This is a genomic window from Streptomyces sp. HD (assembly GCF_028369295.1).
GTDB lineage: Bacteria > Actinomycetota > Actinomycetes > Streptomycetales > Streptomycetaceae > Streptomyces.
Map to the genome: position 1 here is coordinate 22316 of NZ_JAQMYP010000080.1, position 13939 is coordinate 36254.

Here is a 13939-nt window from a genome sequence, read left to right on the forward strand (position 1 = left end):
TGGGTGGTCAGCCGGCCCAGACGTCTTCCACGTAGTGGCCGGACTCGATCAGGTCGGCCAGCCAGGCGGTGGCCTCGTCGTCGCCCGCGCCCGTGAACCTGCGGTGGATCGCCATGAACGCCTCCCGCACCGCCGGCGCCATGCGACGGCCGTCTCCGCAGATGTAGACGCGTCCGCCGGCCTCCAGTACCGCCCAGACCTCGTCGCTCTCCCTCGCGATGCGGTCCTGGACGAAGCGGGCCCCGTCCTCGGGGGCGCAGGAGAAGGTGGGCCGCATGCTGACGGCTCCGGCTGCCTCGGCCGCCTCGAACTCCGTACGGTGGAGGTAGTCGACGTCGGGGTGGTCGCAGCCGAAGTAGCACAGCAGCTTGCCGGTGGACCGGGTGTGGTGACGGTCGAGGACCGCACCGCGGAAGGGCGCCAGACCGGTGCCCGCGCTGACCAGGATCACCGGCACCGACTCGTCCTGCGGCAGGCGGAAGGCCTCGCTGCAGGGCAGCACCCTGGCCTGGAGGCTGTCGCCCGCCTGCACGGTCTGGAGGTGGTGCGAGGCGATGCCGTGGAACATGCCCTCGCCGCCGTGGTGGGGCGCGGCGAGCAGCGACACCATCAGGTCCACCTCGCCGGGTGCCGCTTGGGCGGACGAGGAGATCGAGTAGTGGCGCGGGCGCAGGACGGGCAGCAGTTCCAGGAAGCGTTCGAAGGGCAGCTCGCAGGCGCGGTAGCGCTCCAGCAGGTCCAGGACGCTGCGTCCGGCGGCGGTCACCTGCTCGTGGAAGGCCTCCGGGGCGGCCGCCGCGAGTTCGGCCAGAGGCCGCTTCTCGGGCGGGCAGGCGGTGTGCTCGGCGAGCACGGCCACCTGCTCCTGGGTGGCGGGATCCTGCAGTTCCACGAAGTCGGTCAGCAGGCGGCGCACGGTCAGCGGCCGGTCGACGGGCAGGGCGTTGCGGCTGCGGCGACGGGCGCGCAGCCGGACCGTACGGTCCAGGTCGAGGCCGAAGCGGTCGGCCACCCGCTGGACGAGGCTGCCCGGGTTGCTCGGGAGGACGGCCAGGTGGTCGCCGGTGCGGTAGGTGACGCCGTCAGGCAGCCGCAGCCTCAGGAATCGCTTGGAGCGGCCCAACCCGTTGTCCATGTCGACGAGTTCGTACGCGTCGAGCACCTCCATCGGCTGCACGCCGTGCCGTGCCGCGAGCCCTCCGGTGACGGAGTCGGTCGCGTCCTCCAGCTCGTACAGTCCCCTCTCCTGGTCGGCGGCCGAATCGGCCTCCTGCGCTTGTGCGACGGCCCCGTACCGCTCCAGCAGGGTGGTCCACAGGTCGCCGGTCCAGCGGTCCACGGTGCCGGCGAAGTCGCCGGAGGCGTCCGCGGCGCCGCGTTCGAGCAGTGAGGTGGCGCCCGCTGCGGTGAGTTTCTCGTCGATGAGGGTGGGGACGCGCTGGTAGGTGGCGGCCCAGTTGCGGTCACCGACGCCGAGTACGGCGTACTGGAGGCCGTCGAGTGCGCCGGGCGCCAGTCCCTCCAGCCATGCGACGAAATCCGTGGCGTCGTCGGTGGGCCTGCCGTTGTAGGAGGCTGCCACGATCACCACCGGTCCGTCACCTGCGGAGAGCCGACCCACGGCGTCGTTGAGGGGAGTGACGGACGGGGCGAAGCCGTTCTCGTCGCCGTCCGCTGCCAGATCGCGGGCGATGCCCGCGCAGGTGCCCAGGTTGGAGCCGTGCAGGAAGGTCAGGGCGGTGCCGGTGGCGCGGCGGACGGCGGGCCCGTCCTGGCCGGCGGTGCCGCTTTTCACGGCGCCGGCGGGCAGACGACGCTCGTTGCTGGTGCGCCGGGCGAGCCTGAGGGTGAGCTCGTCGGGCTTGATGGTGAGCGACTGCTTGATCTTGAGCTCGTAGTTGGTGTGGTCGATGAACCGGTAGCGGTGCACCAGCAGGCCGAGCAGCAAGGTGGCCTCGTGCAGCGCGAACTGGCGGCCTATACAGGCGCGTTCACCGCTGCCGAACGGCTTGAACAGATGGACCGGGCGGGCCGCCTCCTGCTCGGGTGTGAAGCGCTCGGGGTCGAACAACTCGACGTTCTCGCCCCAGGCGGGGTCGCGGTGCAGAGCCGGAGTGAGCACCATCAGGGTCGCATCCTTGCGCACGGCGTACTTGCCGCCGATGACGGTGTCCTCAAGGGGCTCCACGGCGAAGGCGGGCGCCGTGGGCCACAGCCGCAGGCTCTCGTTGAGTACCTGGCGGATGTACGTGAGCTTGCCGATGTCCCCGTAGTCGGGGTCGGGCGTGTCCGTGTCGCCCCAGAGGGCATCCACCTCGGCCTGGGCTCGGGCCAGCACCTCCGGGTGCTTGGTCAGGTAATAGAGGGCGAAGGAGAGGGCCCCGCTGGTGGTCTCGTGCCCGGCGATGAGGAACGTGATCACCTGGTGCCGGATGTTGACGTCGTCCAGCGGCTCGCCGGTCGTCTCGTCGCGGGTGTGCAGCATGCGGCCCAGCAGGTCGTCGGTGCTCTTGTCACCGGAGGCCCTGCGCTGCCGGATCACCTCGTCGACCAGGTTCGTCATCAGCTCGGCGTCCAGGCGGAACTGTTCGGCCTGCTTCCACTTGAACAGCTCCGTGCCAGGGATGGACTCGCCCTTGGCCTGGGTGAAGGCCAGCGCCCGTGACATCGCGTCGACGAAGGGGTGCGGCTCGTCGCACCGGAACGACTCGAAGTCGTAGTCGAAGCCGCACAGTCCGATGGTGTCGAAGGTCAGCCGGGTCATGTCCTCGGGGACGTCCACGGCCTCCGCTCCGGCGGCCCGGTCCCACTTGGTGATCAGCGAGCGGGCGACCCGGAGCATGGTCGCGTGATAGCCGCGCATCGCGCCGAGAGAGAACGCCGGCATCAGGATGTCGTGCGCCTTCTGCCAGTTGGCCTCGTGATCGAAGGCGGTGAACAGGCCGTCCCCGGCGATGCGGCGGATCTCGACCAGGTCCGTGTGGACGTTCTTGCGGAACCGGCTCTCGTCCGCCAGCTCGGTGACCAGGTCGAGGCCGGAGACGAAGTTGATCTCGCTGCCGAAGATGCGGAGCTTGAACAGCGGGCCCAGTTCCCTGGCTTCCTTCATCAGGTGGAGCAGGCCGTCGGCACCACCGGGGACGTCGAACGCGTGGCCGACCAAGGGCAGGGCGGGGCGCTGGGGGATCGGCTCGGTTCCACGCAGGGTCTCGTTACTCATGGGCTTGCCTTTCGTTCGGCGCAGGCTGTCGCTGGCCAGAACCATACAAACGACTTTGTCACTCGACAATGTCGGTCGATTGTGTTGGTTGACACAGTCGATCGACGGAACTGTTGGAGGCCTTGAAACGTCCGGCGGGGCCAGGGCGGGCACGGGAGCGGCAGCGAGATGCGACGGCGGCATTTTGTCGAGTGACCTGTTCGCTGGACTGAGTCGCATAGGATGCCGTCATGGCTCACGTATCCGCGGCGGAGCGCCGCCCGCAACTGATCAAGGCGGCCATCGACCTGATGACCAGGGAAGGTGTCGCCGCCGGCAGCACCCGGGCCATCGCCGCCGAGCTGGGTGTGGCACAGGCGACCGTGCACTACACCTTCGGAACGAAGGAAGACCTGTACCGGGCCGTCATGGAGCAGCTCACCGAGAACCTGGTCGCCCAGGTGGAGCGGACCGCACCCACGGACGCGAGCTTCGAGGAAACCATGGTCACGTTCGCCGAAGCGCTCTGGCGCACGGTGCTCGAACAGCCCGAGGCGCACCAGCTGCTGTCCGAGCTCAGCATGTTCGCCCTGCGCACACCGCACCTGAAAGAGACATTGCACGGCCACTACAGCGAGGTCCTGGCCGTGACGGCGAAGCTGATCAACGAGGCCGCCGAACGCACCGGCCACCAGCTGGCCCAGCCCGCCAAGACGATCGCGAGGTTCTTCCTCGCAGGCTTCGACGGACTGACGATGCAGCACCTCTCACTGCCGGACGAGGAGGCCGAAGGGGTCTGCCTACGGGCCTTGGTCTCAGCCGTCCTGGCCATGGCCTGAGGTGACCGCATGGCGGGACCGGCGCTCCTGCAGGCACCCCGCCGGGTGGATTGCAGTCGGAGCCGTCGGCGTTGGGGCCAACGCCCTGATAGACGTACTGCAGTCGGCAGGGATCAATGGCCAGGGTCTGGTCGTTGCCGGCGCGGACCAGCTCTCCGTGGCTGATGTCCTGGGTCCAAGCACCGCCAGGGAAGGTGGCGTTGCTACGCCCGGCGAAGGGTTCGTCCCACGTGTCGGCGAGGGGGTCCAGCCGCCGGTGAGACCGGTGGAGATGAAGGACCGGAAGTAGCGCCGGCCCGTGCTGTTGCCGATGGCCTCCTGTTGCCGAAGCCGTTCGGGAAGTTCGCCAGGCTGGTCTGGGCGCGGTAGTGGGCGACGCCTCATCCTGGTACGCCTGTGATGGCGACCCTGCCTGTGACCAGTCACCGAAACTGTGCTGCTGCAGCCCGTAAGCGAAGTTCGGACCCGACGGCCGAGGCATAGACCACCCATGGGCCGTTGTGGCGGGTCATCGAGAAGTCCTTGATGGCCACCGTGTTGTGCGATGCATTCGGATTCGGCCCGGCCAGCACCCCGCTGGACGCTACCGACGCGGACGAGTTGCCACTGCTGGTTGGCGCCGCCCCAGTCGGTGATTGGCCCCCAAGAACAGGGCTACGGGTTGTTGAAATCTGTTTGGTTCCGACGCAGGACAGTAGGTACCGGGCATGCCCTCGCCAAGCGCTACCGCGAGGTACATACATCCCATGTCGAGGATCTCGACGATCGAGATGAACCACAAGCAGCCTGCAGCTTTGGGCAATTGCGTCTCAGCCCTGGACAACAACCCTATCCGCACCCGCCAATTCATCCCCCGCCGACCAGGCCGCCGTGGTGCGCAGGGTCGGCTCCTTCCTGACCACCTGCGGCCAGGCCGTCTACGGCACGCGCGGCGGGCCGTGGGAACCGGTGGACGGCCAGTACCGCAGGTCACCCGCGTATTCGACGTCGCCACGGGTGCCGACCTCGCGCAATCCACCGGCGCGGACGGCAAGGTGACGGCCACCGGTATCAGCCGCACCCGCATCCCTGAGGACAGCATCATCGGCGTCACGCTGGACCGATCCGTGGTACCTGCCGACATCGCCGCCGGCCAGACCGCCACGGCCAGCAGCGAGGAGAGTTCCAAGGGCAACACCGCGGCCAAGGCCGCCGACGGTTCAACCGCCTCTCGCTGGTGCGCGAACAACGGCGACACCGGACAGTGGCTGAAGGTGGACCTTGGCTCGGAGAAGTCGCTGACCGGCACCCGTATCGTCTGGGAGTCCGCGGCCACGAACTACCGCTACCGGATCGAGGGTTCCACTGACAACACGAACTGGACCACCCTGGCCGACCTGACCGCCACCACCGGCACCATCGGCACCAGCCAGGTGCAGGTCACGGTCTTCCGCGCGCAGGCACGGTATGTGCCGAACAGCGACGGCTCCTTCCGGCTGGTCAACGTGCGCAACGGCTGGCGCGCCGACGTCAAGGACGCCTCCACCGCGGACGGGCCTCGGTCATCCGGTGGCCTGCCACCGGCGGGGCCAACCAGGACTGGCAGATCCTCGCACTCTGAGGGGCCGGCACCTGCGCAGCGCTGCCCGGGTCACGGTGCGCCGTTCCTCCGGCGCGGCTAGTCTGCCAGCCAGCCGGGGCTGACCATCCCGTACTCGTATGCGAGGACGACGACTTGGGCTCGGTCCCTGGCGCCGATCTTTGCCATGATGCGGCTGACGTGGGTCTTCGCGGTCAGCGGGGAGACAACCAGGCGGGTCGCTATCTCGCCGTTGGTGCATCCGGCAGCGACCAGTCGCATGACTTCGCGTTCACGGCCGGTGAGGACGTCCAGGCGCGTGTCCGGTTTCGATCCGCGTGGCTGTCGGCGCGCGAATTCCGCGATGAGCCGTCGGGTGATGGAGGGGCTGATGAGCGCATCTCCGCGTTGGGCCACCCGCACGGCGTGCAGGAGTTCTTCCGGCTCGGTGTCCTTGACCAGGAAGCCGGTTGCTCCGGCGCGCAGTGCCCCGTACACGTAGTCGTCGAGGTCGAAGGTGGTCAACATGACCACCTTCACCATCGCCAGGCGCGCGTCCGTGGTGATGGTGCGAGCGGCCTCCAGTCCGTCCGTGCCCGGCATGCGGATGTCCATCAGCACCACATCGGGCTGCAGTTCACGGCATGCGGAGACGGCCTTCTGTCCGTCGGCGGCCTCGCCGACCACCTCGATGTCGTCCTCGTCCCCGAGGATCGAGCCGATCCCGGCCCGGACGAGTCGCTGGTCGTCCGCCAGCAGGACCCTGATCATCTGTCGCTCCGCAGTGTGGGTTCGTCATGGTCGGGACACGGCAACCGTGCGTGCACGACGAAGCCGCCGTGGGCACCCTGTCGCACGGCCAGGGTGCCTCCCAGCGCCCGCGCTCGTTCTGTCATTCCGCCGATGCCGCTGCCACGCGCGGCGGTGCGGCCGGCGGGGGCGCCGCGCCCGTCGTCCTCCACCCAGAGCGTGACCTGCTCTTCCTCGTAGGCAAGCCGAATGGTGACGTGTCCTGCGCCGCCGTGCTTCACAGCGTTGGTCAGGGCTTCCTGCACGATGCGGTAGGCAGCGAGGTCGACTGCGGCGGGCAGGTGAGTCCTTGGCTCGTTGCTTTCGAGCCGTACCTGGAGACCTGCCCGCTCGGCGGAGGCGATCAGGTCGTCGATCCTGGCCAGCCCGGGTGTTGGCACGGTGGGCGCCTCCTCGTCGACCTGGCGCAGCACGCCAAGGGTGGTGCGCAGTTCCCGCAGGCCCTCCTTGCTGCTTTCCTTGATCGCGGCCAGGGCGCCTTCGGCTTGGCCTGGGTCCTTCTTCAGCCGGTGCAGTGCGGCCGACGCCTGCACGTTGATCATCGACATGTTGTGGCCGATGACGTCGTGCAGCTCGCGGGCGATGCGCAGCCGCTCCTGTGTTGCTCGCAGGCGGGCCTCTTCCTCGATGTGGGCGGCCCGTCCGTGGCGCATGGCGCCCAGGGCCAGGATGGCGATCAGCCAGCCGGTGAGCATGAACACGGCCGTCCCGTTGACGTCGCTGGTGCCTGACAGGGCGCCGGCACCGACACCGATGACCATCACTGTGGCCATGGCGACGGCTGCCCGGAGGCGGCCTTGGGACGCGAGTGGGTACAGCGCCGCGATCGGTACGAGGACCAGCGGGCCGTCCACCGTGCTCAGCAGGTAGTAGAGGCCGGTGCCCACCACCGTGCACCAGCCCACCGCGACCGGGTGGCGGCGCCGCAGTAGCAGCGCGCCGCACAGCGCCATGACCAGCAGCCAGGAGGCGATCAGTGAGGGGGTCGCGTGCCCGTCGGGGCCCAGTCGCTGCCCTTCGGCCACACCCGCAAGCACCAGCACGGCCGAAACGAGCAACAGGTCTGCGCCGGAGCCGCCGGGCAGGCGGAGTCGGGTCGGATCGAAACGTGGCACCCCCTCATTCTGCGTGCGCCGCTGGTGCGCCCGTCTCCGTATGCCCGTTTGTGCGCCAAGGTGTCTGCCAGGGATGTCCATGGGAGCTCCGGCACGTACATCCCCGGGTGTACGCGGCAGCCGTTCGTACCACCGCCGGGGTACGGGCCGGTGTCAGCCGTGGGCAGACGCCCCGGGCCGTGGGGCGCCTGCACGATCGAGGGCATGCCTTCGTCCATCGATCACCGTCGACGCTCTTGTTCGCCGCGGTGGCGATCCGTGGTGTCTGCACCGGCCGGCACGGCGGTGGGCGTGGCTGTGACTCCCGACGACACTCGATCGAATTCGAGGTAGGCATCGTGTCTTTCCCTCGCGGCTCAGCCGCGTCCCTCGCCCCGCCCACGCCCGAGCAGGCCGATCCTCCGCGCATCGGACGGTTCGGCGCCATGGCCGGTTGGGCGCAGCGCCATCGCTGGGCCGCGATCGTGCTCTGGGTGGCGGTGGTGGCTGCCATCACCGTGGGCTCCATGGCCGCCGGCTCCGCGTACAGGAATGACTTCTCCCTGCCGGGCACCGATTCCCAGACGGCGACCGACCTGTTCAAGGAGCACGGCAGCGACCAGGCCGGTGACAGCGTCGAGATCGTGTTCAAGGACACCGGCGGCGTCAACGGCGCCAAGGACACGGTCGAACCGATGCTGGGCAAGGTGCGGCACATGGCAGGGGTCGCCGATGTGCGCAGCCCGTTCGCCGATGCCGCAGCCGTGTCCGAGAACGGCACGATCGCCTACGCGACCGTCACGCTGGACGGCAAGACCGAGGACGTCCCCAGGGAGGACGTCGCGGAGATCATCGACGCCGCCCAGAGCATCGAAACCGACCGCCTTCAGGTCGAAGTCGGCGGCGAGGCCGCCCGCAACGCGGAGGACAAGGAAGCCCCCACCGCCGAACTCGCGGGCGTCGTGGCCGCGTTGGTCATCCTCGTCCTGCTCTTCGGCTCCGTGCTGGCGGCGTCCCTGCCACTGATCACCGCTCTGTTCGCGGTCGGCGGGGCGATCGGCCTGATCGCCCTGGCCTCACACATGTTCACGGTCGCCGACTTCACCCCGCCGATTCTGATGTTGGTCGGCCTCGGTGTCGGCGTCGACTACGCCCTGCTGATCTTCTACCGCTACCGCCAGGAACTCCTGAACGGCGTCCAGCCGGCCGAGGCAGGCCGCAAGGCCCTTGACTCCGCCGGCCGCACCGTCTTCTTCGCCGGTTGCACCGTCATCGTCGCCCTGCTGGGGCTGGTAGCCCTCGGACTGGGTTCTCTACAGGGCATCGCCCTCGCCGTGGCGATCACCGTGCTGATCACCATGGCCGCCTCCCTGGTGCTGCTGCCGGCGCTGCTCGCGCTGTTCGGCCGGCGCATCCAGCGCCATGTCCGCAGGCAGGCGGCCAAGACCGCCGAGAAGGGCAGGACCGAGGGCAACGGCTGGCGCGCGATGGCCCGCGTCGTGCAGCGCCGCCCGATCACCACGCTGCTGGTGGGTGCCGTCTCCCTGCTGGCCCTGTCGGCGCCGGCACTGACCATGCGCCTGGGCTTCGCCGACTCCGGCAACGACCCCGAGGCCACCACCTCGCGCCAGGCGTACGACCTGCTCGCCGAGGGCTTCGGCCCCGGTTTCAACGGGCCGCTGATCGTCCTGGTCGAGGGCGACCGGACCGCCGGACGTACGGTCCGAAGTGAGCTGTCCAGGACCGACGGCGTTGCCGAAGCCAGCCCCGCGCTGCCCTCTCAGGACGGCGCCTTGTCCACCGTGTTCGTCTACCCGACGACGTCCCCGCAGGACGAAGGCACCGTCGACCTCGTACACCACCTGCGCGAGGACGTCGCCCCGACGTTGGAGCACGCGACCGGCGCGGACATCCTGGTGGGTGGCGCCACCGCGGCGTCGCAGGATGTCTCCGAAACCCTCGCCGACCGACTGCCCCTGTTCGTCGCCGTCGTCGTCGGTGTCTCCTCACTCCTTCTGCTGCTGGTCTTCCGCTCCGTCTGGATCCCCGTCAAGGCGGCCGTCCTGAACCTGCTGTCCATCTCCGCCGCGCTCGGAGTGATCACCCTGGTCTTCCAGCACGGCTGGTTCGGAGCCCAGCCAGGACCGGTCGAAGCGTTCATCCCGGCACTCATCTTCGCGATCGTCTTCGGCCTCTCCATGGACTACGAGGTCTTCCTCGTCTCGCGCATCCACGAAGAATGGACACGCACCCGTGACCACTCACACTCCGTGCGCGAAGGACTGGCCTCCACCGGCAAGGTGATCACCGCGGCCGCCGCCATCATGATCGTGGTCTTCGCCGCCTTCGTGCTCAGCTCCGACCGCATGCTCCAGCAGTTCGGACTCGGCCTGGCGGTCGCAATCCTGCTCGACGCGGTGGTCATCCGCTGCCTCATCGTCCCGGCCGTCATGCAGATGCTGGGCAAGTGGGCCTGGTGGCTGCCCGCCCCGCTCGCCCGAAAGCTGCCCACCATGTCCATCGAACGCCCCGGTCAGGACTCGTCGGTCTGAAATCGGCGCTCAGAGGAAAACGCGAGCGATATCAAGCCACTTCTGCGCATCCTCGCCAACCGCCGTGAGGTCGGTTTCGGTTCGGGACCTGCGCCGGGTGACTCGAAGGCAGAAGTCGAGGGCGCTGCCCTGCACCCGCTGCACGGCATCTTCCGGGCCCCATGCCCAGGTTGGACCGTCGGGACCGGTCAGCTCGACTCGGAACGGCTCTGACGGAACAGGCAACTGGGCAGCGTGGAACGACAGCTCCCGCCCTATCACTCCCAAGGAGGCCACATGGTGGAGCCGACCGGTGGGACGGCGTGAGACACCCAGTGCATCGAAGATGTCCTGCCCGTGAGCCCACGTTTCCATGAGTCGAAGCGGCACCATGAGCGCCGCGGTCAGCCGTGAGCCGTACCACGGAAACCCATGGTCCAGTGGAATGCCACGTAGCGCCGCGACTACCTCGGTTCGGCCGGCTCGCCACTGTTCCAGCAGTACTGATCGCGGTTTGGCCGCTCCCGCGGCAGCGTCGAGATCGGCGTACTGGCTGCCTGCGGCCTCTGCCTTCTTCAGCACGGCGCCGAATGCGTCCGGTGTTCGGACGGCGACGAGAACATTCGCATCAGCCGAAGCGAGATGGGCGATCTGGTGAGCGATCGTCCATCCCGCTGCCGGTGTGGACTTGGTCCAGTCGATCTGCGCTGATACCAAGGCGTCGAGTTCGTCGCCTTCAGCCACCAAATCGGGCAGAGCAAGGTCGTGCTCCACAGCGGACAGGTCAAGGCCGTAGTCCAACATCCGTGTCACCTTCATGGATTGACAGCAACGGATGCCCCGTCGGGCGGGGCGTTTTGAACGTCCCGGGCGGAGCGTCAGGTGGCGAGGGTGGCCACCGGCTCCAGGTCGTAGGTGCGGGCGTAGCCGTTCTCGGTGCCCACGAGCAGGTCGACGACCTCGAAGTAGCGGTCCCAGAAGGGGGTCTCGCGCAACGCGTCGATCAACAGCCGGTAGGCGTCGTGGTCGTCCGCCTCCCAGACCCAGATGTCGGTGACCCTCGCAGAGTAGAACTCCGTGTCGTAGAAGCGGGAGCGGACACCGCGGGTGCGGGCCTCGATCACCGGGACGACCTGGGTTGTGAAGGCATGGACGCGTTCGGCCACGGGCATCGCCAGCCACTCGGGCGTGGTCTTGACCAACATGAACGCGGTGACCGGCGGCTCGGTTCGGTCAGTGGGCATCGACTGCCTCCGGCGTGGCGAGGACGGCGGGCTTGAGAGTCTGCGCGCACCACTGCGCGAATCCGATGGCCGGGCCCGCCTGCGGCGAGCGGTCGACGCCCGAGTCCAGGCCCTGGTCCTTGGCGCGCTTCATGTCGACCATGCCCTCGACGAACGCCTCGTTGAGGCCGTGGCCGAGCAGGGCGGACCGCAGCTCGTCCAGCGGTCGGCGCCGGTAGCGGACCGGACGGCCCAGCTCCTCGGTCATGATGCGGGCCAGGTCGTTGGGCGACAGGTCCTGCGGGCCGAGCACCGGAACACTGCCGACGCCGTTCCAGGAGCGGTCCAGCAGCAGCCCGGCCGCCGTCGCGGCGATGTCCGCGACGGCCACCAGCGGGGCCGGACGGTCCGCGGCGACGGTGTCGGTGAAGACGCCGTTCTCGCGGATCGAGTCGGCCTCCTCCAGCAGGTTCTCGAAGAAGGACGGGTTGGCCAGGGCGCGGTAGGCGACGCCGGAGTCGGCGATCAGGTCGTCCATGGCCAGGGATGCGGTGACGAGCCCGGCCCGGTCGGCGAGCGGGGTGCCGCGGCCGAGCGCCGAGACGCCGACGACGTGGCCGACGCCGTGGGCGGCGAACGCCCGCGCGGCCGGGCGGGTGAAGCCGCTGTACGCCTCGTCGGGCGTGACCGAAGCGTCCGGCGGCACCAGCCAGAAGACGGCGTCGGCCCCGGCGAAGGCGCGCTCGACGGTCGTGGCGTCACCGTGCGAGCCGGTGACCACCTCGACCTGTCCGCGCACGGCCTCGGGGAGCCGTGCAGGATCGCGGACCACGACGCGCAACTCCTCTCCGCGTGCGGGCGCGGCCTCGACCAGCAGTGACAGCAGCCGTCGGCCGATGTTCCCCGTCGGGGCGGTAATGACGATCATGAAAACCTCGCGGTCTGGATCGGATTTGGTACGCCCCTTCATCGTGCTGACGCCAACGGCGTTGCCACAATGGGAACTTCAGCATCCAATCGTTGTCTGAAACGGAATAATGCCGGTGAGCAGCACAACCCCGAACCTCGACGCCAACCTCGCCGTCGCCCTCGACGCCCTGCTGACCGAGCAGAGCGTCACCCGGGCCGCCGCCCGGCTGCACACGTCACCCGCGGCGATGAGCCGCACATTGGCCCGGCTGCGCCGGGTGCTCCAGGATCCGCTGCTGGTGCGGGCAGGACAGGCGATGGTGCCCACACCCCGCGCCGAGGCGCTGCGGGACGAGGCCACCGCGGTGGTGCGCCGGCTGGAGGCACTGCTCACCCCGAGCGGCGGGATCGACCTCGCCGCGCTGCGACGCACCTTCACCGTCCAGGCCGCCGACCTGGTCGGCGCGGCGCTGGCGCCGGGCCTTCTCGGGAGGGCCCGACGCCAGGCGCCGGGCGTCTCGCTGCGGATACTGGCCGAGGAATGGGAGGCCGGCCCCGCGCTGCGCGAGGGCCGGATCGACCTGGAGATCGGGGCCATCGACCACGTCGACCCGGAGACCCGGGTCGAAGAGCTGGTCACGCTGCGGATGGCGGCCGGCGTCAGGTCCGGGCACCCGCTCACCGAAGGAACCCTTACACCCGCCAGGCTGGCCGCGGCCGAGCATGTGACGGTCAGCCGACGGGGACGCTTCACCGGCCCGCTGGACGCGGCCCTGGCCGAGCAAGGGCTCAGCCGGCGGGTCAGCACCGTCCTGCCCGGACATCTGGCAGCGATGACGCTGGCCGCAGTCGGCGACGTGGTCTGCCTGGTGCCGACCGCACTGCCGGGCGAGCCCCCGTCGCCACTCACCGACCCGGCGCACGCACTGGGACTGCGCCTGCTGGACATCCCGCTGCCACTGCCACCACTGACGATCGGAATGGCCTGGCACCCGCGCCACACCGCCGACGGGGCCCACCACTGGCTGCGTGGCGCCGTGCGCCGGACACTCCGTCCGACCTGCGAGGAATAGCCCCCGGCAGGCGCGGCGGATCCGTGGCCCGTCAGCGCCTTGGATCATCGCCGTCTCCTGAGCGTCGGCGGGACACCAGTGACGTCGACTCCGTCTGACCCACACCGAAGAGGGCAGGCCGAGCCTTGGGACTGTCCCGCAATTCCCCGTTGCCGACCCGAAGGGGAGGGCGGCGTCACGGGTGGACAGCGCGTTGAAGATCCGGGTCGCGCCCCACGCGGGAGCGAAAGAGTGGCGCACGGGGCGTGCGATCAATCCCATCAATCTTCGCCGCTCGATGATGCGATCCGACCATGAGGCGCCTACTAGACATGCCATGTCTGAGCAGTCTCAGTCCGCCTCGAAAGCGAATAAATAGTGTCAATAACCTGACTGGAGAGCGCTTTTCATCCCTGCACGCTGGTTGACATCCCAGGGCGACATGGCCGACCTTCATGCGTGGGCCTGCATTCCCCCTGTCCCCTTCCGTATCAGGGATGTCTCCATGTCGAGTTCGATCAACGGACGCCACTTCCTGGCCGATGCCACCTGCGCGGCCGCGGCGGACGTTGCCGGAGGCGTGTTCGGTGCCGGTACCGCCCAGGCGGCGCCCAGCCCGTACACACCCGACTGGAACTCGGTCGACCAGCACCCGCCGGCCCCGGAGTGGTTCCAGGACGCGAAGTTCGGGATCTACTTCCACTGGGGCGTCTTCAGCGTCCCG

General features: G+C 69.1%; 11 protein-coding genes and 1 pseudogene. 5 read left to right on the plus strand and 7 right to left on the minus strand.

The window, feature by feature from the left end; genetic code table 11:
- Positions 1-7: 7 nt before the first annotated feature.
- Entirely contained in the window at positions 8-3220 is a 3213-nt protein-coding gene (locus POF73_RS42715; RefSeq protein WP_272124807.1) for a bifunctional cytochrome P450/NADPH--P450 reductase, read from the minus strand.
- 230 nt (positions 3221-3450) lie between these two features.
- Between POF73_RS42715 and POF73_RS42720 the strand changes: the two genes are divergently transcribed.
- Entirely contained in the window at positions 3451-4038 is a 588-nt protein-coding gene (locus POF73_RS42720) for a TetR/AcrR family transcriptional regulator (RefSeq protein WP_272124808.1), read from the plus strand.
- A gap of 166 nt (positions 4039-4204) precedes the next feature.
- Here POF73_RS42720 and POF73_RS46430 read toward each other — a convergent pair.
- A pseudogene (locus POF73_RS46430) lies at positions 4205-4519 on the minus strand (hypothetical protein); the annotation flags it as partial.
- A 265-nt stretch (positions 4520-4784) separates the two neighbouring features.
- Between POF73_RS46430 and POF73_RS42725 the strand changes: the two are divergent.
- Positions 4785-5699: a discoidin domain-containing protein gene (locus POF73_RS42725; protein WP_272124809.1), complete on the plus strand. Its 915-nt coding sequence runs from the start codon at positions 4785-4787 to the stop codon at positions 5697-5699.
- Here the strand turns inward: POF73_RS42725 and POF73_RS42730 are convergent.
- Complete coding sequence (locus POF73_RS42730; protein WP_272124810.1) at positions 5696-6367, minus strand: response regulator; 672 nt, start codon at positions 6365-6367, stop codon at positions 5696-5698. The two genes, POF73_RS42725 and POF73_RS42730, sit on opposite strands and share 4 nt — an antisense overlap.
- The gene (locus POF73_RS42735) at positions 6364-7521 is read right to left on the minus strand and encodes a sensor histidine kinase (RefSeq protein WP_272124811.1); all 1158 of its coding nucleotides are present in this window, start codon (positions 7519-7521) and stop codon (positions 6364-6366) included. The genes POF73_RS42730 and POF73_RS42735 overlap by 4 nt, the downstream gene beginning before the upstream one ends.
- A gap of 338 nt (positions 7522-7859) precedes the next feature.
- Between POF73_RS42735 and POF73_RS42740 the strand changes: the two genes are divergently transcribed.
- Positions 7860-10052 (plus strand): MMPL family transporter, encoded by a 2193-nt coding sequence (locus POF73_RS42740; protein ID WP_443049745.1) that lies wholly within the window; start codon positions 7860-7862, stop codon positions 10050-10052.
- A 9-nt stretch (positions 10053-10061) separates the two neighbouring features.
- Here POF73_RS42740 and POF73_RS42745 read toward each other — a convergent pair whose 3' ends face one another.
- The 3 genes from POF73_RS42745 to POF73_RS42755 all read right to left on the minus strand — a co-directional run bounded on the left by POF73_RS42745 (position 10062) and on the right by POF73_RS42755 (position 12182).
- Positions 10062-10835 (minus strand): TIGR03084 family metal-binding protein, encoded by a 774-nt coding sequence (locus POF73_RS42745; protein ID WP_272124812.1) that lies wholly within the window; start codon positions 10833-10835, stop codon positions 10062-10064.
- A 74-nt stretch (positions 10836-10909) separates the two neighbouring features.
- The gene (locus POF73_RS42750; RefSeq protein ID WP_272124813.1) at positions 10910-11275 is read right to left on the minus strand and encodes a darcynin family protein; all 366 of its coding nucleotides are present in this window, start codon (positions 11273-11275) and stop codon (positions 10910-10912) included.
- Positions 11265-12182, minus strand: a complete 918-nt coding sequence (locus POF73_RS42755; protein WP_272124814.1) for an NAD(P)H-binding protein — start codon at positions 12180-12182, stop codon at positions 11265-11267. The genes POF73_RS42750 and POF73_RS42755 overlap by 11 nt, the downstream gene beginning before the upstream one ends.
- Before the next feature lie 109 nt (positions 12183-12291).
- Here POF73_RS42755 and POF73_RS42760 point away from each other — a divergent pair, with 109 nt between their 5' ends.
- Positions 12292-13236, plus strand: a complete 945-nt coding sequence (locus tag POF73_RS42760) for a LysR family transcriptional regulator (RefSeq protein ID WP_272124815.1) — start codon at positions 12292-12294, stop codon at positions 13234-13236.
- Between the two features lie 484 nt (positions 13237-13720).
- Positions 13721-13939 (plus strand): alpha-L-fucosidase (locus POF73_RS42765; RefSeq protein ID WP_272124816.1); only part of this gene is annotated, 219 nt, incomplete at its 3' end.

Excerpts from the sequence above, each read along its gene's own strand:
- POF73_RS42745 (WP_272124812.1), bottom strand. The coding sequence starts at position 10,835 with ATGTTGGACTACGGCCTTGACCTGTCCGCTGTGGAGCACGACCTTGCT.
- POF73_RS42715 (WP_272124807.1), bottom strand. The coding sequence starts at position 3,220 with ATGAGTAACGAGACCCTGCGTGGAACCGAGCCGATCCCCCAGCGCCCC.
- POF73_RS42720 (WP_272124808.1), top strand. The coding sequence starts at position 3,451 with ATGGCTCACGTATCCGCGGCGGAGCGCCGCCCGCAACTGATCAAGGCG.
- POF73_RS42750 (WP_272124813.1), bottom strand. The coding sequence starts at position 11,275 with ATGCCCACTGACCGAACCGAGCCGCCGGTCACCGCGTTCATGTTGGTC.
- POF73_RS42755 (WP_272124814.1), bottom strand. The coding sequence starts at position 12,182 with ATGATCGTCATTACCGCCCCGACGGGGAACATCGGCCGACGGCTGCTG.
- POF73_RS42725 (WP_272124809.1), top strand. The coding sequence starts at position 4,785 with ATGTCGAGGATCTCGACGATCGAGATGAACCACAAGCAGCCTGCAGCT.
- POF73_RS42730 (WP_272124810.1), bottom strand. The coding sequence starts at position 6,367 with ATGATCAGGGTCCTGCTGGCGGACGACCAGCGACTCGTCCGGGCCGGG.
- POF73_RS42760 (WP_272124815.1), top strand. The coding sequence starts at position 12,292 with ATGCCGGTGAGCAGCACAACCCCGAACCTCGACGCCAACCTCGCCGTC.